The 17,284-nt window shown below is 50.7% G+C and carries 28 protein-coding genes; 1 reads left to right on the top strand and 27 read right to left on the bottom strand.

The genetic code is table 11. From position 1 onward, the window contains the following. Positions 1-43: 43 nt before the first annotated feature. The gene (locus tag MKY86_RS34035; RefSeq protein ID WP_076079873.1) at positions 44-745 is read left to right on the top strand and encodes a hypothetical protein; all 702 of its coding nucleotides are present in this window, start codon (positions 44-46) and stop codon (positions 743-745) included. A 10-nt stretch (positions 746-755) separates the two neighbouring features. On the opposite strand, the gene MKY86_RS34030 is transcribed toward MKY86_RS34035, so the two are convergent. The 27 genes from MKY86_RS34030 to MKY86_RS33900 form a co-directional block, all read right to left on the bottom strand. Next, entirely contained in the window at positions 756-965 is a 210-nt protein-coding gene (locus MKY86_RS34030) for a hypothetical protein (protein ID WP_076079872.1), read from the bottom strand. A 54-nt stretch (positions 966-1,019) separates the two neighbouring features. Further along, positions 1,020-1,526 carry an ArpU family phage packaging/lysis transcriptional regulator gene (locus MKY86_RS34025; protein WP_076079871.1) on the bottom strand — a complete coding sequence of 169 codons (507 nt, stop codon included), beginning with the start codon at positions 1,524-1,526 and terminating at the stop codon, positions 1,020-1,022. 58 nt (positions 1,527-1,584) lie between these two features. Further along, entirely contained in the window at positions 1,585-2,289 is a 705-nt protein-coding gene (locus MKY86_RS34020) for a putative metallopeptidase (protein ID WP_076079870.1), read from the bottom strand. Positions 2,290-2,462: 173 nt separating this feature from the next. Then, the gene (locus MKY86_RS34015; protein ID WP_076079869.1) at positions 2,463-2,837 is read right to left on the bottom strand and encodes a hypothetical protein; all 375 of its coding nucleotides are present in this window, start codon (positions 2,835-2,837) and stop codon (positions 2,463-2,465) included. Then, entirely contained in the window at positions 2,834-3,352 is a 519-nt protein-coding gene (locus tag MKY86_RS34010; RefSeq protein ID WP_076079868.1) for a hypothetical protein, read from the bottom strand. Before MKY86_RS34010 ends, MKY86_RS34015 begins: the two co-directional genes overlap by 4 nt. Then, positions 3,349-4,374, bottom strand: coding sequence for a DUF5131 family protein (locus tag MKY86_RS34005; RefSeq protein WP_076079867.1), 1,026 nt, complete (start codon positions 4,372-4,374; stop codon positions 3,349-3,351). Before MKY86_RS34005 ends, MKY86_RS34010 begins: the two co-directional genes overlap by 4 nt. 2 nt (positions 4,375-4,376) lie before the next feature. Next, positions 4,377-4,940: an HNH endonuclease gene (locus MKY86_RS34000; protein WP_076079866.1), complete on the bottom strand. Its 564-nt coding sequence runs from the start codon at positions 4,938-4,940 to the stop codon at positions 4,377-4,379. Then, complete coding sequence (locus MKY86_RS33995; protein ID WP_076079865.1) at positions 4,937-5,170, bottom strand: hypothetical protein; 234 nt, start codon at positions 5,168-5,170, stop codon at positions 4,937-4,939. The genes MKY86_RS34000 and MKY86_RS33995 overlap by 4 nt, the downstream gene beginning before the upstream one ends. Next, positions 5,167-5,622, bottom strand: coding sequence for a YopX family protein (locus MKY86_RS33990; protein WP_076079864.1), 456 nt, complete (start codon positions 5,620-5,622; stop codon positions 5,167-5,169). The genes MKY86_RS33995 and MKY86_RS33990 overlap by 4 nt, the downstream gene beginning before the upstream one ends. 16 nt (positions 5,623-5,638) lie before the next feature. Further along, a complete protein-coding gene (locus tag MKY86_RS33985) occupies positions 5,639-5,986 on the bottom strand; it encodes a hypothetical protein (RefSeq protein WP_076079863.1) in 348 nt (115 codons plus the stop codon). 277 nt (positions 5,987-6,263) lie between these two features. Further along, a complete protein-coding gene (locus MKY86_RS33980; protein WP_340827975.1) occupies positions 6,264-6,719 on the bottom strand; it encodes a hypothetical protein in 456 nt (151 codons plus the stop codon). 12 nt (positions 6,720-6,731) lie between these two features. Continuing rightward, complete coding sequence (locus MKY86_RS33975; protein ID WP_076079861.1) at positions 6,732-7,553, bottom strand: hypothetical protein; 822 nt, start codon at positions 7,551-7,553, stop codon at positions 6,732-6,734. A gap of 32 nt (positions 7,554-7,585) precedes the next feature. Continuing rightward, on the bottom strand, positions 7,586-7,774 hold the full coding sequence (locus MKY86_RS33970) for a hypothetical protein (protein WP_076079860.1): 189 nt from the start codon (positions 7,772-7,774) through the stop codon (positions 7,586-7,588). Next, positions 7,771-9,756: a DNA cytosine methyltransferase gene (locus tag MKY86_RS33965; RefSeq protein WP_076079888.1), complete on the bottom strand. Its 1,986-nt coding sequence runs from the start codon at positions 9,754-9,756 to the stop codon at positions 7,771-7,773. Before MKY86_RS33965 ends, MKY86_RS33970 begins: the two co-directional genes overlap by 4 nt. After that, positions 9,753-9,896, bottom strand: a complete 144-nt coding sequence (locus MKY86_RS33960; RefSeq protein WP_340827973.1) for a hypothetical protein — start codon at positions 9,894-9,896, stop codon at positions 9,753-9,755. The genes MKY86_RS33965 and MKY86_RS33960 overlap by 4 nt, the downstream gene beginning before the upstream one ends. Before the next feature lie 4 nt (positions 9,897-9,900). Next, the gene (locus MKY86_RS33955; protein WP_076079859.1) at positions 9,901-10,593 is read right to left on the bottom strand and encodes a hypothetical protein; all 693 of its coding nucleotides are present in this window, start codon (positions 10,591-10,593) and stop codon (positions 9,901-9,903) included. Then, positions 10,590-10,754: a hypothetical protein gene (locus MKY86_RS33950; protein ID WP_340827972.1), complete on the bottom strand. Its 165-nt coding sequence runs from the start codon at positions 10,752-10,754 to the stop codon at positions 10,590-10,592. The genes MKY86_RS33955 and MKY86_RS33950 overlap by 4 nt, the downstream gene beginning before the upstream one ends. Positions 10,755-10,767: 13 nt before the next feature. Further along, positions 10,768-11,415, bottom strand: coding sequence for a hypothetical protein (locus tag MKY86_RS33945; RefSeq protein ID WP_076079858.1), 648 nt, complete (start codon positions 11,413-11,415; stop codon positions 10,768-10,770). Positions 11,416-11,626: 211 nt separating this feature from the next. After that, the gene (locus MKY86_RS33940; RefSeq protein ID WP_076079856.1) at positions 11,627-11,875 is read right to left on the bottom strand and encodes a hypothetical protein; all 249 of its coding nucleotides are present in this window, start codon (positions 11,873-11,875) and stop codon (positions 11,627-11,629) included. Then, a complete protein-coding gene (locus tag MKY86_RS33935; protein ID WP_076079855.1) occupies positions 11,847-13,196 on the bottom strand; it encodes a replicative DNA helicase in 1,350 nt (449 codons plus the stop codon). Before MKY86_RS33935 ends, MKY86_RS33940 begins: the two co-directional genes overlap by 29 nt. Next, positions 13,186-13,578 (bottom strand): replicative helicase loader/inhibitor, encoded by a 393-nt coding sequence (locus MKY86_RS33930; protein WP_076079854.1) that lies wholly within the window; start codon positions 13,576-13,578, stop codon positions 13,186-13,188. Before MKY86_RS33930 ends, MKY86_RS33935 begins: the two co-directional genes overlap by 11 nt. Continuing rightward, positions 13,511-14,425, bottom strand: a complete 915-nt coding sequence (locus MKY86_RS33925; RefSeq protein WP_076079853.1) for a replication protein — start codon at positions 14,423-14,425, stop codon at positions 13,511-13,513. Before MKY86_RS33925 ends, MKY86_RS33930 begins: the two co-directional genes overlap by 68 nt. An 18-nt stretch (positions 14,426-14,443) precedes the next feature. Beyond that, positions 14,444-15,202 carry a hypothetical protein gene (locus MKY86_RS33920; protein ID WP_076079852.1) on the bottom strand — a complete coding sequence of 253 codons (759 nt, stop codon included), beginning with the start codon at positions 15,200-15,202 and terminating at the stop codon, positions 14,444-14,446. Next, the gene (locus MKY86_RS33915) at positions 15,192-15,407 is read right to left on the bottom strand and encodes a hypothetical protein (protein WP_076079851.1); all 216 of its coding nucleotides are present in this window, start codon (positions 15,405-15,407) and stop codon (positions 15,192-15,194) included. The genes MKY86_RS33920 and MKY86_RS33915 overlap by 11 nt, the downstream gene beginning before the upstream one ends. Continuing rightward, positions 15,397-15,726: a hypothetical protein gene (locus MKY86_RS33910; RefSeq protein WP_076079850.1), complete on the bottom strand. Its 330-nt coding sequence runs from the start codon at positions 15,724-15,726 to the stop codon at positions 15,397-15,399. Before MKY86_RS33910 ends, MKY86_RS33915 begins: the two co-directional genes overlap by 11 nt. Continuing rightward, complete coding sequence (locus tag MKY86_RS33905) at positions 15,726-16,553, bottom strand: PD-(D/E)XK nuclease-like domain-containing protein (RefSeq protein ID WP_340827970.1); 828 nt, start codon at positions 16,551-16,553, stop codon at positions 15,726-15,728. Before MKY86_RS33905 ends, MKY86_RS33910 begins: the two co-directional genes overlap by 1 nt. Next, positions 16,522-17,283, bottom strand: a complete 762-nt coding sequence (locus tag MKY86_RS33900; protein ID WP_076079849.1) for a RecT family recombinase — start codon at positions 17,281-17,283, stop codon at positions 16,522-16,524. The genes MKY86_RS33905 and MKY86_RS33900 overlap by 32 nt, the downstream gene beginning before the upstream one ends. Position 17,284 lies beyond the last annotated feature (1 nt).

The following is a 17,284-nucleotide window of genomic DNA, read 5'->3' as shown; positions in this document are numbered from 1 at the left end:
TAAGTATTAATATCGATCTTCATATGAGAAAGGGTGGACAAGTATGGTAAAAGCAAGACAAAAGACTGGTTCAATAACACCGAAAGCTGTAAGAGGAGATATTGCTGAATCGTTGGTTGATCTTAGAAAATTAATAAAGCACGAATACGGTATTGATGTTGATGTATCTGTAAACATCCATAATTGGCCGTACACATTTCGGCTTGGAGTCTTGGCATCCAAAGATATGTCAGGGGGTGAAGGTTGGGAAACGAGCGCAGAAACTGTTCCAACTGATTATTTTAATGGTAAAAAGAATCTTAAAACATCATTAACATTTTTCAGAACCAGAGGGGTTGGAGATAATAAAGGATTGAATATAACGATATATAAAATAGATGGGGAAATAATTAAGCGACCTAGACTTGTTGACAAACCTAAGAAGGGCGGAAGTTCTGTATCAAGGGACATTTTCCAGATTCGTTCCATGATAAAAGAACTTTACGAGGCGGATGCAGAAATAAAAATTGTTGCTAGAGTAGAAAAAGAAACTCATTCATTTTCGACTTACAATTCACATATTTCTATAGATGATTCTAAATCATTCCTTTCTTCTGTCGCAGTCGGAACTAATTGGGAACAATATGATTATAAGAAATGGTACTCTGAAGCTTTTGGTAATCATACATTTAGATTGTCTGGTCCCAAAACTCAAATTGAAATGATTCATTCCTTAGACTCTAAAGATCATGTTGAACATATTTAAAGAAAAGAGACTACCCGGTGGAGGTAGTCTCTTTTTTATGTGATCGCAATACACTATCTGCGAGCTTTCTATACAGTTCTATTCTTTCATCTTCCGTAGGGGGTTTGCTGGGAAAAACCATTTCTATGATGCCGTGCTTTCCTTGGATTTCAACCATAAATGTTCCGTCATCTCTCTCTTCACCTTGAATCGATTGACTGATTTGCTCCACAGCATCCACTCCGGCGACACCTCCTCTTTCCGTTTATAAAGTATATTAAGGCCCGCCTGTCCATTATTCGGGACGAGCCTCTTCAGGTTCGTCTCGAAACACCTCGGTTATCTTTATAATCTTCAAATCATCCAGTTTCAATATGAGGCGATACATGGCTTTTCTCCGAAATTTAGCATAGGTATCTTTGCTTATTGGGGGCTGAAATTCAATGCTGAATACTCGCTGATCCGTTATATATTCTGCGTCATTATTCATGTAACGCTTCTGTATCAGGAAGCTTTCAATTTTGGGCAGCTCATTCACTGCCCTCTCGACACGCTGACAGAAGTCTTTCCGTGCTTGTCGAGCATCAACGTTATATATTGCTATGCTGGCTGTCTGGTCGCTTGTAACGTTCGTTGGACCACTAGGCCTATCCTCGTAGGAAGCCGTTACACTTGCTTCGCGGTCTTCAAAATAAATGTATTTGTAATTGCGGTAGTTGCTCATAACCCTCTCGATAGCCGCTTTGGTTTTTTTGCCATCCAATTCCGGCAGATCAGGATTATCAGAGGACTGTTCCCTCATGTGGTTTCTCACCTCGGGTTAAGAGTTCCCCCGGCCGGAGCCGGGGAGTGTGCATTATTTAGAATACTTCTCCGTCTGGATCACCTTCAGGTATAATCGGCCCGCCTTCGCCTGCCTGTTGAACAGCAGCTGCGGCCTCTGCGGCTGCAATCTCCTCTATCGTGAGCTGGTTCTCGTCCTCTTCCTCGACATCTACTGTGCCGTCAGGGTTCTTCTTCACCTGCAGGCCGTTGCCGGGTGGCTTAGGATCTGCGCCGCCTTGCGGCTTGCCGCCAGCACCGATAACATCTTCAATGGTCACCTGATCAGGGTTGACCTCTTTAATAGCAGCAGCCAGGCGCTTAACGTCCTGAGTGGTGGTTCCGTGACGCTTGATAACCTCGACGAAAGCTTCGATATCCGGCGATACGGTTTTAAGCAGTGGTCGATCATCATCAGCAAGCTTTGTTTCCCCGTCCTTATCCACCTTAACGTCCAACCCGTATAAAGCATGATCCAGGACATACCGGCGCTGCGGCTCGCTGAGGATGCCCCACATATCTGCATTCAGATAGAGGATGACATCTTTCTTCCAGGTGCTGCGGAGATCGTCTCCTAAGACCTTGAATTTACCGAATACCGGCTTTCCTTTGGACTTCCAGCCACCATGTTTCATCAGGATCAGAACTTCCGTCTCCTGGAGGTCGGCGTGATGCTTCTCTATCATATCTGCCAGTAGATTATATGTTTCCTCAGCACCCTGAGAATGAAATTTGTCTGCCATTTATAATTACTCCTCTCGAATTTCAATATTATTTGTAAATGACTACAACGGCTAGCGCGATGATGGAAGCGTCACAGATAGATGCCATGTGCATGAGGCGCTGCCGGTTAATCTTTGAATCTCGCTCTGCAGCCACGGCGAATGCCAGGAAAGCTATTGCTGCAAAGAATATCTTAATCCACAAGCCGCTTCACCTCCTGGAATGTGATATATGCCGCCTCTGCCATCTCTCGGGGGCTGGCGGTTAGTAATCGAGCGATCTCATGATTTCCCCAACCCTCCTGTATAAGTTCAGGATTCACCAGAGCGTCAAGGTTGCTTACGTACTTATCCGCTGATACCTCTATAGCCTTTGTCTGTACCTCTAGAGAGGCGGCAGCATCGGTGCATGGGCTGAAGAATTTTAATCCCTTAATTGCGGATGGATCTTCATACCTCACAACAAGCTCATGGCTTACGCTAAATTCCTCAGCGTATATTTCGTATCCACATAATTTAGCAAGTGCCACATCTAACTGTTTGTTGCTCCATTCCTTTACTTGTGTCATGACTGATAATCTCCTTCTCCTGCCTCGCTCAGTATGATAATTGCCGTATCAATCATCCGTTTAACGCACCGGGTATCATCGTTAGATTCGGCAAAAGGGAAGTTAAGCGCGTCTGTCAGGTTGGTTAAGGATCTACTCATTGCGAGTTGCTGCCGGGCTATGGTCTGCTCAGCGATAATCAGCTTTGCGGCAGTCTTTGCATGCAAGGCCGTCTCATCTGTAACCTGACCCGCCAATATGTCGATGCTGGATTGTTTCAGGGCTATGGTCTGTTGTGCCTCTGACAGTTCTCCACGTAATCTCACAGCTTCGTCATTCCATTTAATGCATTCACGTTTCGCATACTCATAGTTAGATGCCAGTCCATTCGCCAGAAATAGCTGTTCCTGTGCTTCTTCCAGAGCAGTATGCAGATCATTTAGAATCTCTGTTTGCTCTGCTTCGCTAAATTTCCAAATGTCGCATGTTTTCGCGATCATCTTGACCTCTTCTATTCGCTCTGGCGTTATTTTCATAGCAGTGTTCCTCCCGGGAACTCCTCCCATGTCCTGCCGTCCAGTTCCCGCCCTGCAGCCTGTTTACCAATCCGGCATACCGAGGTGTCCGGGTCAAAATTAAACCATGGCTTGCCCTTAATTCCAGGCTCGTTGCAGGCCAACGCGTGGGTTTTCTTCCACTCCCCCCATTGTTTGAAGAAGAAGGGAACATCCGCAGCCTGGCACTGGTCCCGCAACTCCTGCACCCACCATGGATGCATTGGTCGGGCCTTGCTGCCGCTCTCTCCACCGACAATGACCCAATCAATCTTTGCAGGTGCACCGTCCCCTCCATACCAGCCGCGAAGTGCGCTGATGCTTATAGCTGGCTTGCCTCGTTCCGGCGCATCTGATATCTGCAGGGTTATGTGGTTAAGGTCAACCGCCCCCAGCAAAGGCTCGCAGCTTAGGAAGCGGACGGCCGCCGGAGTCTGTAGTAGCAGGGGAATGCGCTCGTCTGCTGCCTGCTGATTCTCCACTGAAACGCCGAACCAGACATTTGGCAGAGGCCATTCCGGCCACTTTGGCAGTATGCTGCCTGGCGGAGCGATGTTCGCCGCGTCCTCCGGGCTGATCCAACCCCACTGCTCCATGTAAGGCGCAATGTCCGCCAATTTATCCATTCCGAAAGGGGAATTAGGAACATTCATATATCTCTTCATCCTCTCCGGCCGTTTGGTTAGCACCTGAAAAGTATGCTGCGGGCAGAGCGCCATCACCGCGAATGTCTCGTCAATGTAATCGTCCGGTACATCCGGGTGAAAGAGATCCGACATGCTGTTGACGAATATCTTCCGGGACCGGGTCCAGCGCAGCGGCTGCTCCAGCTTATCCGGCCGCAGGGTAACCGCGAAGCCGGATTCAAAGTAATGGCCTGGCGTCCCCTTGAAGCGCTCTGCGAAGCTCTTGGCGTAGCAGTTCCGGCAGCCCTCGCTGACCTTCGTGCAGCCGGTGACTGGGTTCCAGACATCCGTTGCCCATTCAATCTTCGTCTTTCCCATTCTCAGATCACCTCCAGCAGAATAACAACATCCAACACTTCATGAGGGAAGGGCAGGCCTTTCTTATGAGCCCATTCCCATACATCGCTATCTTTTTTGGAACTGTTACACGAATTGCACGCGGGAACCATGTTTCCTGGTACCGTCTCTCCGCCAGCAACTACAGGGACGACATGATCCCATGTTGACGCTGGCTCAGTCTTGCAATATGCGCAGCATCCGCCAAACTGTTCCATTAGCAAGCCTTGTGCAATTACAGGTAGTGGTGCTACACCCCGTTTTCTGGCGTGAACTCTTTGACGGATCGCGGCTTTCCCTTTATTTTGATAATAATTTCGGTATGCTTCATTCTCATGAGGGCGGCACATTCCGTTCTTACTTACCTGCTCACTTGGCAGCCATGCGGCGCATGACCTGCACCACTTCTTACCTTCTGCGGCCATTTTTCTCCGTAACTGCTGCCCAGGACGGGAAGGGTCGAGGCGTTTATAGTAGCGGATACGGTCTCTATCTGCATCATACATAGGAGTGGCGTCTGCCCATTCAATGCCTGTTTTGTCGCTCATGCCTTTACCGCCTTTCTCGCTTTGATGAATGCCTGCACGATTCCAGCAAATTTGTCCGCATAGCTCAGGTGGTCGCCTTCGTGGCGGTCATAAATCAGCAGCAGGCGCTTCCCTTTCCGGGCCCGCAGTACCTCGTAAGCCCCCTTTGTTGGTTCAAGAGACCACCCGTCTTCTGCAAGCCACTCCCGGAATTCTTGAATCTTTGAACGGTGCAGCGTATTCCTGCTCATATCTCTGTCACCTCTGCTGAAAGCAGTTCCGGGTTATGGTGGATGTTTCCTATCCGGCGCAAATTGTTGTTTTTGTGCTCGTACAGGAAGTAAGCTACGCTATCCGACAATCCTCTGACCTCCGATCCAGCCTTCATCCTGTGTGTCAACCAGAAGACGCCCTTGTCATACTCGATGACACCGACATATCCGTCTTCTTCACGGATTGGGTACTGATCTGATACAACAATGTCACCAACGAACAATTCTGCTCCTTCCCCGTTCCGCTCTTTCGTTTCGGAGTAAGGCATAAGCTCAAAATCGGAAATCCGCAGCTTGTGATATCCCCAGCCGTCCATTATCAGATACACGCCGAGAACTTCAGTTTCAAAATTGATCATTTCCAGCTTATCCGGCTCAATCATGACACCCAACGGCTTATACCAGGCGCGGTATTTTGGTTTGCTGCTCATACTGGTTATGCCTCCCCTACTTCCTGATTTTTTCAATATCCAAATATCCCAATCTATTAAAAACAACTACCAGTTTAAAAAACGCACGGCGACGATACTTTTTATAAGTGTCTGAGCTTAAAGGAGGATCTAAGCTGAAGTTAAATACTTGGTAATCTTTAACGTAGGCTGACTTCATATATCGCTCTTGAATAATTTGTTTTTCCGGACCGTCCAGACCATCAACAGCCTTTTCAATTTCTGCACAGAAGGAACTTGAGTGGTTGCCCTGGTCAATATATTTTTGAGTCAGGTATGATTGAAATAGGCGGTTCATTACAGCCAAGGTTTTTTTCGTGTCCAGATTGTCGTTTAACACAGACACTGGTATCAGCTCCTTTATAGGGGGGAGAGGGTGGTTAACCCTCAACCGATCTAATCACAATGCAGTCAGGTTCTACGCTGTCTGTAATTCCTTCATACAGAGTGCTTTCCGCAGATACACTGCCATCCGGCCAAAGCTTACCTTTGCACACATCCCCTTTGCGGAACACCTTAACGAAACGGCCCCAATCATCCCAGTAAATATCCTTTATGACTTCAAATTCACAGAGTTTTGATTCACGAGGCAATGTCAATCTCTCCTTATAGGGGCTATGCCCTCATAGTTTATATTGCAGCAGCACCAGCCCGCGCCGCTTGCTCCTGCCGATCTGCCGCCAGCCCGCCGCCTTGAAGCAGCAGCCGGGGTTAACGCTGCGGACCTTCCCGGCGTCCACATAGGTGATAATGCCGTCCGCCGGTGGTGCGCCCCATTCGGCCTGCGTTGCAGAGACCGCAGCACGGATCATCTCACTACTCAACACAGCCGATTCGTTTCGGAAGATGGTACACTCCCACGCCCGCAGGCCATCATCCCGCATCCCGGACCAGGTGACCCATACTGCATCCCCCAGCGCCGTCCGCAGCACCAGGTTATGGCCCGGACGTGTGAATTGCGGAGACCCGATTGTCTGCCTGCTGTAATGACGGTCCGCCAGGCGGCGGCAGGAGTCGTCTCCCTTTGGGACAACCAGCCATGGTCCATACTGCGGGAGATTAAGCATTATCTGGTTCATGTGACTCTCCCTTCAAAAGCTGCAGCCCGCCTTTTCCTCCACCGGCTGCGCCCCGAGCAGTTTCCGTGCTGCCGCCCAGAATGTCGCCGCCGGGGTCTTCTCGTCCGCCCGGATGCCCAGGCTCTGCATCGCCGCGAATTTCGGTTCCAACTCCTTCAGGAACATTGCCTTGTTGTTGACCCGAAGGATGCTATATCCGATTGCTTCCTCCGCATGCTTGGCCTTGGCCCAGACATCCGGCCTCCGGCAGTACACTACATACCAGTGCTGCTGCCCCGCCCGCAGGCATCCGGTACAGTTCGCGTGTTTCCAAATGTCATAAGTCTCCGGGGGATCGATGCCGACATCCCTGGTGCTGCCGATCAAGCCCGGCCACTCCGCCAGCGGGAAACAGGTTTGATAACCCTTTGCCCCCAGGATGTTACGCCGCCGCTCCACGCGGGCGGTCTCTCCAGCCTCAAATCCGTAATAGATTGTCACATCATCCCGGCTGCCGCCCGGCTCCACCGGAAACGACTCCGCCAGCCATTTGTGAAAGGGGGCCGTCTTGATCCGGTTGGTGCAAAGCGGGTGTATTCCGACCTTGAATGCCTTGGCCTCCATACAGACGTCAAACTGGTCTTTCTGGTCCCACCCGGTCATGTTGGCGTATGTGATTGGAATCCCCAGGTAATCAGCAACCTCGGCCTTGAACCGTTTGATATCCCAGTGCTCCACCCAGGGGTTTATATCATGGTTGATAAGAATTACATTCTCGGGACCGTACCGGGCAGCCACTTCAACAGCCACGATGCCCGATGTCTCCCCGCCGCTGTAGCAGACGATGTGCTTCATGGATGTTCCCTCCTTGGGGCTATAGCAGCCCCTTAATCTTCAATCACATCCGCGACAATACAGCGTTCCGGATGCTTGCGCCTGGCTAACCTTCGCTTCGCTGTTGGCGTTGTGAGCCATCGGATATATTCCGGTAACACGCCCATCTCCGCTGCACACTCTTCTGCCGTCCCCATCACCAGCATTAGGTCACCCTTGTAAACTGCATATTCCTTCTTCATAAGCTGAACTCCATCTGTCCCGCAGCAGGCTTATATCTCTCCAGGGACAGCGCCCGGCCAGCTCCTACACACATCTCCGGCAGGTTTGCCCGGACCAGCGCATCCGCGAACGGCGGCGGGACGGCGTTGCCGCAGCGGGCAACCTGGGCGCTCTTGGAATACTTCTGTCCGTCTGCATCCACATCAATGATGTAATTGCTCGGGAAGCCCTGAGCAGCAAATAGTTCATGCGGCTCCAGCATCCGCATTCCGATATCGATAATTTGGTAATCTACGTCTTCAACTGTGACCAGTCCGAACCTATCCTTGGTAGTAATCGTGTGCAGCGGCTCTCCCATGGTCTGGCCGTTGTCGGCGCTGCCGTAATACTTGAGCAGGAATGCACGTACCTCGCCGAAGTGGAGCCCGCCCGCCGTAATCGTTTGAAGTGGCTCATCCACCGGCTGTCCTGTGTTGGTTCCGCGCAGCTTAACCAGGTGAGAAGTAACAAGGCCCGTCTTCCCGCCGCCGCCCGCCGTCACCGTTCCGATGGGGGAATCCGCCGTACTGCCTACCGACTCCCCAAAATGCCGGATAACATGGGCGGTCACCAGTGCATTGTGATCCACGGTTGTCACTGTGCTGAGTGGTTCGTCCGGGCTGTTCCCAGCCCCGGTGTACCCCCCGCCGTAATGCTTTGCCAGGAATGCAGCGACCAGTGCGTGTTTGCGGCCGCCGGATACAACCGTGCCCAGTGGTTTCTGCAGTCCAGGAGCCCGAGGTGCTTGACCTGGCCCCTCGCCATACCCGATTTCAATCAGTGTTGGGGTTAGGAGCATATGGTGGTTGCCTGTCGTGATGGTCCGCAGTGGCTCTTCTGGCGAGCTGCCGGGATGCCCTGTTGTATTGACTCCCAATATTGGTGTAACAAGTAGGTGCTCAGCCTTTGTCGTTACAGTCGTCAGCGGGTCATTCAGCTCATATTGCAGCCGGTCACCACCGAATCCCGTCTGCCCAATCCGGGCAATATACGGCGTGCAAACGTAATGGCTATTCACGGTTGTGATCGTGCTCAATGGTTTATCAGTGCTTTCCGGCTCGTTAGAATACTTGTACCGGATAACGAATGGTTTCTTGTTGTCGATTACGAACTTCTGCAGCCCGCGAGCTATCCGCCGTTCAGTGTTCTCCGCCAGTGGCTTCTTGCGGTCAAAGATAGAAGGGCACGGTATGGACCAGTCAATAATCTCCGCTGCCGTCCGCCAGGGCTGCCGCTTCCCTGCAAACACTTCCGGGCTGTCAGGTGCTCCGTGGGTCGGGTCCGGCCAGACTATCGGTCGGCCATCGCATCGGGCCACTAGGAAAAGCCGCTTGCGGATTGTCGGGGCTCCGTAGTCACACGCCCGCAGCTCCCGCCATTCGACTTCATATCCATGGCCGCGAAGGGATTCCACAAAATGATTGAATGTGCGCCCTTTTCGCTTGGGATCAGGCATGTATATCCGCCGATCAATAGGAACAATCTCACCTATCGCTGCTGGGCCCACCTGATCCCCTTCGCCCTCTACCTCTGCGGGAATTCGCTTGAGCATCCGCCCCGTACCCCGGTCAAGCATTGGGATGATTGGCCCCCAGGTCTTGAACTCCTCCACATTTTCGAGCATTATCACCCGGGGCCGAACCGTTGCCGCCCAGCGTACCGCCACCCAGGCCAGCCCACGGATACCCTTTTCAACCGGCTTGCCGCCCTTTGCCTTGCTGAAATGTTTACAATCAGGCGATAGCCAGACAAGGCCCACCGGACGGCCCGCTGCGATCTCTCGGGGATCAACGTCCCATACGCTTTCACAGTGATGCTCTGTTTCCGGGTGATTGGCACGGTGCATGGCGATAGCTGCAGGATCGTGGTTAATGGCTATGTCAACGCTGCGCCCGGTTGCCAGCTCAATGCCAGTGCTGGCCCCGCCACCGCCCGCAAAATTATCGACTATGATCTCTCTCATATCCATAAGAGCACCAGCCCCAGGAGAAGCAGCGCCAGGCTGAAATCCCAAAGTACATCGATTGCCTCTTGTTGCTGTTCCCGGCGGGCCGTGCCGATGATCCGGCCGTTGTCGTCCCTGATGCGAATGACTGTTTTCATAGGATCAGCCCTCCTTCTTCTTGACGGCTTCCTGCTCGGTCAGCCAATTGCAGAATCGTTGGCAATCATCCTTGTCTTTAAAGAACGTGCTCCACTTGCTCAATTTCTCGTATTCCATCCCAGGAACATAAAGTTGATCTAGGTGGGTGCTGGATTCATAACTCGCGTAATCATCATCTGCATCTTTTTTGGGGATGGACTTATACCAGGCGGTCATCTTGTCACTTCCGCGCCGATCAATCCTGAATTCGCAGCAGATCATTTCTTTTGGAACATAAATGGTATTTGATACATCACATCCACACGGCTCATAAGCGTCTTTTCCAGATGGAGTCTTATAATAAATGCGCCGATGTTCATCGCATTTATTGCACTTCGGAACTTTCACATACTCATAACTTGCTCTGTAAAGGGAAACTCCGAATGATTCCAGAAGGGTTGATAATCTTATCCGGCGAGCTTCCGTCTGAGCCTCTTTCATTTTCCACTCAAGCTCCCGCTCCTTCACCCGATAATCCTGCTGGATCTTCTCGAAATCACGTTTGACCTCTTGAAGCTCTCCATTTTCTTTCCTCAGCCGTTCGATCTCCGCTTTTTGTTCATCCTTGATCGCGTTCATCAATGATTCCTTTAGAGCATTAATCTGCTCCTCAAACTCACTCGGCTCCTGGTAAAAGTCATCATCGTACCAGCTCATCGTGGATACACCTTCTTCATTTTGTAATTGACCTTCTCCCGCCGCTGCGGTTGTCTACGCTGGATCTCAGCAAGGGCAGAATGCTTATGCATGATGGGAGCCCCGCTGTCGTTGAAGGCAATCTCATAGAGTTGTGGGAGAGTGGCTTTCTTCCAATTCAATCCGTCCGCCTCCTTAAAATAAGAGCGTCTGTTCTGTATTTTGGGTGTGACTATCCGCCGCCGCAGGCTTCCCTCGGCGTTTTACGGTTTGGTTATTTGCGTTACTTCTTGTGGGGGCCTTCTCTTCCGGGTAGAGAATCGCATTGATAATTCTCTGTTGATAAGATGTGTATATGTCAGTTCTGCCGCTGTTCTTCACAAGATAGATCGCCTGAGCGATCCTTGCGATAATATAGGCATCCGTTACATTGTCACTCTTATGTTCATATCCGAAATGTTCCAGCACTCCAGCAGCTACATGTGCCTTCTTCTGTTTTTTAGGAACGCGCTGATTCCGGTTCACATAACCCTTCGTTCGCTGTGGGTTGACTTCAATACATTCGAGTCCCTTTCGGAAGATCATGGACCGCAGTCCACCGTGTATCATTCCAGTGGTTATGCCCTTTTGTGTGCCCTTTGCTGACTCCTCAATTGCGATGATGTCACCAGGCTTGAGCAATCCGTAGACCTTATTTTCCAAGGACACCAACATGCTTATGCTTATCCCCCCGGGTACAACCTTTCCTTCGCCTCTGACATCCGTTTCCACAAGGACATTGCCCTCTTCATCCAGTGCGACAAAACCGGTTGTCGTGGCGGGGTCAATCCCCACAAATCTCATGCCTTCACTCCTTCCGGCTCCATGGGATCAGATGTAAAATCCTCATGTAACGAGCCCGCTCATGATAGGTCATGGAGCCTTTGCTGTAATATAAAGCCGTTTCTGCTGAAATCTCTTGGCGGTGTCCTTCACACAGCGGCACAAGCGCCCATGTCTGTGATGCTGCTTCTTTACATCGTGGGTACATGCAGTCTCCCATCACTGCCCCTCCTCACTTAAATTCTTGATACTCAACCCCTGCCGCCTTGTATATCTTCTTGAGATATGGATGCAGCAATAGCATCTGACCGCGCCTATACTCATGGATGCGTTGCTCTGTCACGGCGTATATCTTCTTAATTTTCTCAATGTCGTACTTAGGATCTGGCAGCGGATCATCCAGGATAGGGGCATGTTCGGTCAAATAATCAATCGCTGTTTGGTAACCTTCCTCATCTACGATGCGTTTTTTGCTGCTCATGCTCCCTCACCTTCTCAGCGAGTTTGTATTTTTCGTCCTTAGTCAAATTAATGAACCTGCTGATACCTGGAGAGAATCCCATATCAAACGTGCCCGTTCCGATTTTCCGTCCTTTGGCAACAATGACCTCTGCAAACCCCTTCTTGGGGCTTTCAGGATAGTAGTAATCATCCCGGTAAATAAATGCCACGATATCTGCATCCGATTCGATGTCACCGGAGTCCCTCAGGTCTGACATTAAGGGCCTCTTGTCGGGACGCTGCTCGCAGTTCCGGCCGACTGCCGATAAGCAAACTACACTGACCTGCAGTTCCCTCGCCATACGTTTCAGGTACTTTGTGATGTACCCGATCCGCTCTTTTGTACTGTCGAAATTCTTCTCGGTCTGAATGAACTGCAAGAAGTCGATATGAATCACCCATCGTTTGCCCGGATGATTCTTTTTCAAGGTCTTCACTTGACGGCGGATATACTCCACTGTGGCCCCTGGCTTGTCATCAATGTACAGATGACGTCCTGCGATGATCTCCAGTGCGTCTCCGTACCGGTGCCAATCATTGTCGGACATTTGCCCTGAAGCAATCCGGTCCTTCTTGATCCCCCCAATACAGGAGGCCATCTGTTCGACAATCTCCAGCGCTCCCATTTCCAGCGAGAATACTGCGTCAGCCCAGCCGGAGCTTGTTACAGCGTCCATATCATTTACCATATAGAGCGTCTTCCCCATTGAAGGACGTCCGGCCAGTATCTCAAGATCGCCCTCCTGATGCCCTTTGCTTAACTGGGTGAAATCATCACTCGCTGCCTTCGCCCCTGTGATCCCGCCGCTGTTCGCACGCTTAGCAATGACCTGCTCATGGCCCTCCAGCAGCTCCGCCATATGAACAGGACCGCCGATGTTATCGCCCTGCTGGAGCTCTTCTAGTTGCTCCATTTTGGCTTTGAGCTCGGCTAGATCGCCGCCGCCATTCCTTGCAATCTTGCTGCCTAACTCTGCAAGTTCCTCTTGTATCCTATTGGAGCGCACAATCCTTTGATAAAAGACAAAGTTCTCTGTGCTCGGAACGGATTCTCTTATACGCATTAGGTAAGATGGTCCGCCAACCCTTTCAAGCTCATTTCCCCATTTACTTCCTAAAACTTTTGGATCAAACGGATCTGGCACATCAACGATATGATCCTTGGCATATAACAAAACCTTAAATATGGTCCCGTTCATGTCGTCTGCGGTGAAATCTTTCGGTGTAAGGAAGCAATCATCCATCAATCGGTGATCCTTCATCAACGATCCAAGCACAGTCCACTCCGCCTCAATGCGCATCTGGCTTCACCGCCTTGAACTTTTCGAACACGGAATTCAGTTTTTCACGTACATGGTCCGGCATCGGTCCGACATCTTCTGTTTCGTGGTACTCTTGCAGTTCCAACATCCGTTGTTGCTGCTCCTGCTGCTGAATCTGGTAAATAGTGAGTTGCGGTCCACTATCCATGCATGCCTGATATATCTCCCCAGGTGTCGGGGCGAAACTGGCATTCTCCCGGCAGAGCCTGCGGACGGCTTCCTGTGCAGCTTCAAATGAAACGCCTTGAAGGATATCCGTCCAGACGTTCACAACGCCGTCTGCTTCTTCTCTCTCAACCGTGAAACTCCGGTATGCTGCCGACAGGTAATTCAGGAGCCACAATATCTGTGCCCGAGTCATTTGATCTCAGCTCCTCCTTCAGCATTTGGTTGAACAGGCTGCCTGTCTTCTTGGTTTCTGGTATCACCGGCATCAACAGCCCTTCTGGATCAACGACAGGGTAATCTTTGTAGCGCTTCTGGTTTAAAAAGGTCGAAGGATGCGGAATATACTTTTTCTCCGTTTCAAGCAGCTTGCAAGTCTCCGCAAAATTGGCTGTGTTCTGAATAGCTTCATCAGGGTCAAAGTCCTCTGTTTTACACAGCTTATCCCATGCTTTTTTTGCTGCATCCTTCGATACCTTGCGAGGGTATTTTTGATACCACTCATCAAACATCGCTGTTTTTTCTTTAATACTTTTCTTTAAGATCTTTATTTCTTTATATGGGGGAGCAATTGCTCCCCTCCTAGAGGCTACTTGAGGGGAAGTATCGCTCCCCTCAGAGGGGAAGTATTGCTCCCCTCCCCCTTCATCATTAGGAGGGGAAGTATCGCTCCCCTCATCAGCAGTAAAGAGGTCCATTTGCTCTTCCACGAAATCACCGCTTTTCGTTATAGTCCAATCATCGTAATTCTTGTTGAAGGCGAGACGCCGGGCCGTGGTCTTCGTCTCGTTCTTCGTGACAAGCAGCACTTTAGACTTAATCAGGAAGGCAACCTCCTTCTTGACCGTCCTCCCTGATATGCCCGTGACCTGCTGTAAAAAGGTAATGGAAAAGTCATGGTCCTTCCGGTTATACCCATAGGTGAGACGCCATATCTTCAGTACAATTCTTAGCTGCGCCCCGTTGAAGGTGTACTGACATATCTCATCCAATATTTCATTTGCAATCGGCGCAAACCCGTTCTCCTTCTGGGGCTTTGCCATTACTTCACCTGCTTTACTTTAAAAGGGCAGTTTGCCATCCTCATTCTGTAGGAATTCGAAAATCTGATCAGTCAAGCGTTCGGGATCATGCTTACCGTCTGCTGGAGGAATCGTGTTCCACCACTTTTGAATAATGCGGGTGACTTCATTCCGGTGTTCAATAAGTCCATTCTTCTCGGGTGCAGCAGTATATCCATAGAGCATAGCTTTCAAAATCAAATTCGGATCGTTTGAGCCTTTGAAACAAAAATCTCGAATTTTATCCAGGGATTCTATTACAATGCGATCAAAGTCTCTGAATAATTGGTTTGTGACTGGAAGGTAAGAAATGAGCCTAACACCCTTCAACCCTGCTGTTGCACAGACTTGCAATGCTTCTACAATTTCTTTGGGCAGTTCTACCCTCTTCTTGCCGTTGCGCTCCATTTCAAGTTCATTACGCTGACTGACAAGTGACAATCCAGCGACTCTGAGTTCTTCTTCAAGTTGATGAGTGCGGTTATTGCATGCCGCAATCTTTCGTGCAGCTTCAGCCAACTGTTCAATCATCTTTGTGTTTTGTAGCATCACATCAGCTTCAGCAGGCAGTTCTCCGATTTGCATATAGTTTTCATAAGGGATGGCTTCGCCAGCGTGATCTCCACTGATTATCTGCGCCTGTGAAGGAAAAGAGCCTCCGAGTATTATGCTTGCTCTCCCAGGTGGGAGTATGCGGGCCTCATAGTTTCCGGGTTCAATGTCTCCTTGTTTCTTGAACACCTTTATTTCAATAGCCATCCACAACACCTCTGCTTGTTATTTTGTTAGGTCCATACTTACGGGCCATTCTATCTTTGCCGGATGTCAGACCGTCATAACAGCGACCGCATACCCGCTTGCGGCCTATATACTCCTCACGGTCTGGATTGATCTCGCTGCCGCATATCTGGCAGTCGAGCAGCCGGAGGTGGATTTCAACGGAAGGCGCCTTGTCAGCGTCCATACAACCGCTCCCGGTAGTCGATGCCCCACTGCTTCCCTTCAGCTGTATAGTCCACGAAATTATGACAGGTCCCAGTGTTGACGCTGGGTCCGCAAAGCATCGCCACATCGTTCACAGTGGTGCTCACTTCGATGTTCCAGCGCCGGACCAGATGAGCGCATTGCAACTGCCCAGACCTTCCGCACCGCTCACAGTATCCGCCTGACCGCTCCAGAGCAGCCTCATAGACCTCTGTTGTGATTTTGCCCCGCTGCTTGGCGGTTGGGCTGTTTCGCTTGTGCTTGGGCTTCTTCACTGGGTGGAAGCCGAAGGCGCTCATCAGTACAGGCTCAATTCGGAAAAGTGTTTAATGCGTTTAATCTGCTTAGTCACCCGGCAATACTCGCATGAATCGCACCGCACCGGCTCTACCTCTCCGGCCTTGACCTGCTTCACCCGCTCGATGTGGTTCCCCACAACCCGCAGGCTTGCTGCAATGGCGTCAAAATCAAAGTACAGAATTTCATGGTCCGGCGGGTCTTGCTTGGTTACGACCACCATATGAGGCAGCAGCCATTCCTCAGCGTTACGTCCCTTCGCCTTCCGTTCCACTTCGGCGTAAACCGCCATCTGGAGGCCGTAACCGTAATGTTCAATGAAATTCTCATAGGCCTGAGCTTCCTTGTTCCAGTGCTTACCGTCCATGTCCTTCATGGCTTTCAGGTCCGCGAATACAATCCCCGGCTGATAACTATCCAGCATGACCTTCCACTGGATACCGAACAGTTCCGCTGTCAGGATGACCTCTTTCTGTCCGGCCAGTACCTGCATAACCTTGGGATCATTCTCAAGCACTTCAATCATGGTTAGGCAACGCTTGAAATTGGCCTTCAACTCTCCCTTTGTCGCTCCCCGGCTGCTGAACATATCCGGGTTATCCGCCTTAAACTCTTCAAGGGTACCCTCGTTCCATGCGTGGACGAATTTCCCTTCCACCAGTGCATCCTTGTCGGCTTCTTCCCAGTCCCCGGCCAGCTTCGCAGCAGCCGCCGCCTCGCAGCCGCCGAAGGCAGGCACGAAGCTTTTGAACTGGCTGACGCTCATATATTGCCTGCTGGCTTCCAGCGAGAAGTAATTATCCTTGGTCAGTTTCAGCAACTCGGTCATCCTGGGTCACCTCGCTTTCCTCCGGTGGATTGAATGGGCTCTGTTGGCGGGAACGGGCCGGCTGTTTGGTGAATTCAAAGGCTCCGCCCGCATCATAGATCAGCCGCTGCTCTGCATCGAAGTCTGTTTCGATTGTCTTGCACAACCGGCGCAACACCGTCCGTTTATACATTTCACCCTGACTCTTATCCCAGGCATCCCCGAGCGATTTGCCGTAATTCTTGCGGATCTCCTCGATCTCTCCGGCCGGAATAGATTCGTACACCATCCCGCCGTCCTGGAAGAGAGCCACTGCAAAGCTACCGATGATACTACTGGCATTGAACGGTAGAGGAGCAAAGTGGATTACCGGGCGTCCTTCTATGACCTCTTCCCTGAACTCATCGCCTTCCCGAACATTCTTGGCATACACATCCAGCAGCGGGCGGACACTGTATTTCTTGGTGAGCTTCATTTCGCCCTTGTAGTCAGTCTGAAATTTGAGCTCGACGCCACCAGAGATCAGGTGGCACTCTTTAGCCAAGAAGTCCAGCCCCAGCACCGCGCCTTTAAACAGATTGGCTGCAATCTCCTCGGGACTGTATTTATGAAGGTCTTTTTCATCAGCCACATATGCCTTACAGTTCTCCGAGAAACGCTTCTTATTAAAGTCAGAGGGGAGGGCATCGTGCTTAGAATCAAGGATTCTATCCAGGGTCTCTTGTACTTGCAGTTCAATGGCTACGGTCACG

Source organism: Paenibacillus sp. FSL R7-0333, from assembly GCF_038000365.1.
GTDB lineage: Bacteria > Bacillota > Bacilli > Paenibacillales > Paenibacillaceae > Paenibacillus_AQ > Paenibacillus_AQ silagei.
This window is presented reverse-complemented; position numbering and strand designations above follow the sequence as displayed.

Coding starts and splice junctions, on each gene's coding strand:
- MKY86_RS34035 (WP_076079873.1), top strand. CDS start 44: ATGGTAAAAGCAAGACAAAAGACTGGTTCAATAACACCGAAAGCTGTA.
- MKY86_RS34025 (WP_076079871.1), bottom strand. CDS start 1,526: ATGAGGGAACAGTCCTCTGATAATCCTGATCTGCCGGAATTGGATGGC.
- MKY86_RS34020 (WP_076079870.1), bottom strand. CDS start 2,289: ATGGCAGACAAATTTCATTCTCAGGGTGCTGAGGAAACATATAATCTA.
- MKY86_RS34015 (WP_076079869.1), bottom strand. CDS start 2,837: ATGACACAAGTAAAGGAATGGAGCAACAAACAGTTAGATGTGGCACTT.
- MKY86_RS34010 (WP_076079868.1), bottom strand. CDS start 3,352: ATGAAAATAACGCCAGAGCGAATAGAAGAGGTCAAGATGATCGCGAAA.
- MKY86_RS34005 (WP_076079867.1), bottom strand. CDS start 4,374: ATGGGAAAGACGAAGATTGAATGGGCAACGGATGTCTGGAACCCAGTC.
- MKY86_RS34000 (WP_076079866.1), bottom strand. CDS start 4,940: ATGAGCGACAAAACAGGCATTGAATGGGCAGACGCCACTCCTATGTAT.
- MKY86_RS33995 (WP_076079865.1), bottom strand. CDS start 5,170: ATGAGCAGGAATACGCTGCACCGTTCAAAGATTCAAGAATTCCGGGAG.
- MKY86_RS33990 (WP_076079864.1), bottom strand. CDS start 5,622: ATGAGCAGCAAACCAAAATACCGCGCCTGGTATAAGCCGTTGGGTGTC.
- MKY86_RS33980 (WP_340827975.1), bottom strand. CDS start 6,719: ATGAACCAGATAATGCTTAATCTCCCGCAGTATGGACCATGGCTGGTT.
- MKY86_RS33975 (WP_076079861.1), bottom strand. CDS start 7,553: ATGAAGCACATCGTCTGCTACAGCGGCGGGGAGACATCGGGCATCGTG.
- MKY86_RS33970 (WP_076079860.1), bottom strand. CDS start 7,774: ATGAAGAAGGAATATGCAGTTTACAAGGGTGACCTAATGCTGGTGATG.
- MKY86_RS33965 (WP_076079888.1), bottom strand. CDS start 9,756: ATGAGAGAGATCATAGTCGATAATTTTGCGGGCGGTGGCGGGGCCAGC.
- MKY86_RS33960 (WP_340827973.1), bottom strand. CDS start 9,896: ATGAAAACAGTCATTCGCATCAGGGACGACAACGGCCGGATCATCGGC.
- MKY86_RS33955 (WP_076079859.1), bottom strand. CDS start 10,593: ATGAGCTGGTACGATGATGACTTTTACCAGGAGCCGAGTGAGTTTGAG.
- MKY86_RS33945 (WP_076079858.1), bottom strand. CDS start 11,415: ATGAGATTTGTGGGGATTGACCCCGCCACGACAACCGGTTTTGTCGCA.
- MKY86_RS33940 (WP_076079856.1), bottom strand. CDS start 11,875: ATGAGCAGCAAAAAACGCATCGTAGATGAGGAAGGTTACCAAACAGCG.
- MKY86_RS33935 (WP_076079855.1), bottom strand. CDS start 13,196: ATGCGCATTGAGGCGGAGTGGACTGTGCTTGGATCGTTGATGAAGGAT.
- MKY86_RS33930 (WP_076079854.1), bottom strand. CDS start 13,578: ATGACTCGGGCACAGATATTGTGGCTCCTGAATTACCTGTCGGCAGCA.
- MKY86_RS33925 (WP_076079853.1), bottom strand. CDS start 14,425: ATGGCAAAGCCCCAGAAGGAGAACGGGTTTGCGCCGATTGCAAATGAA.
- MKY86_RS33920 (WP_076079852.1), bottom strand. CDS start 15,202: ATGGCTATTGAAATAAAGGTGTTCAAGAAACAAGGAGACATTGAACCC.
- MKY86_RS33915 (WP_076079851.1), bottom strand. CDS start 15,407: ATGGACGCTGACAAGGCGCCTTCCGTTGAAATCCACCTCCGGCTGCTC.
- MKY86_RS33910 (WP_076079850.1), bottom strand. CDS start 15,726: ATGAGCGCCTTCGGCTTCCACCCAGTGAAGAAGCCCAAGCACAAGCGA.
- MKY86_RS33905 (WP_340827970.1), bottom strand. CDS start 16,553: ATGACCGAGTTGCTGAAACTGACCAAGGATAATTACTTCTCGCTGGAA.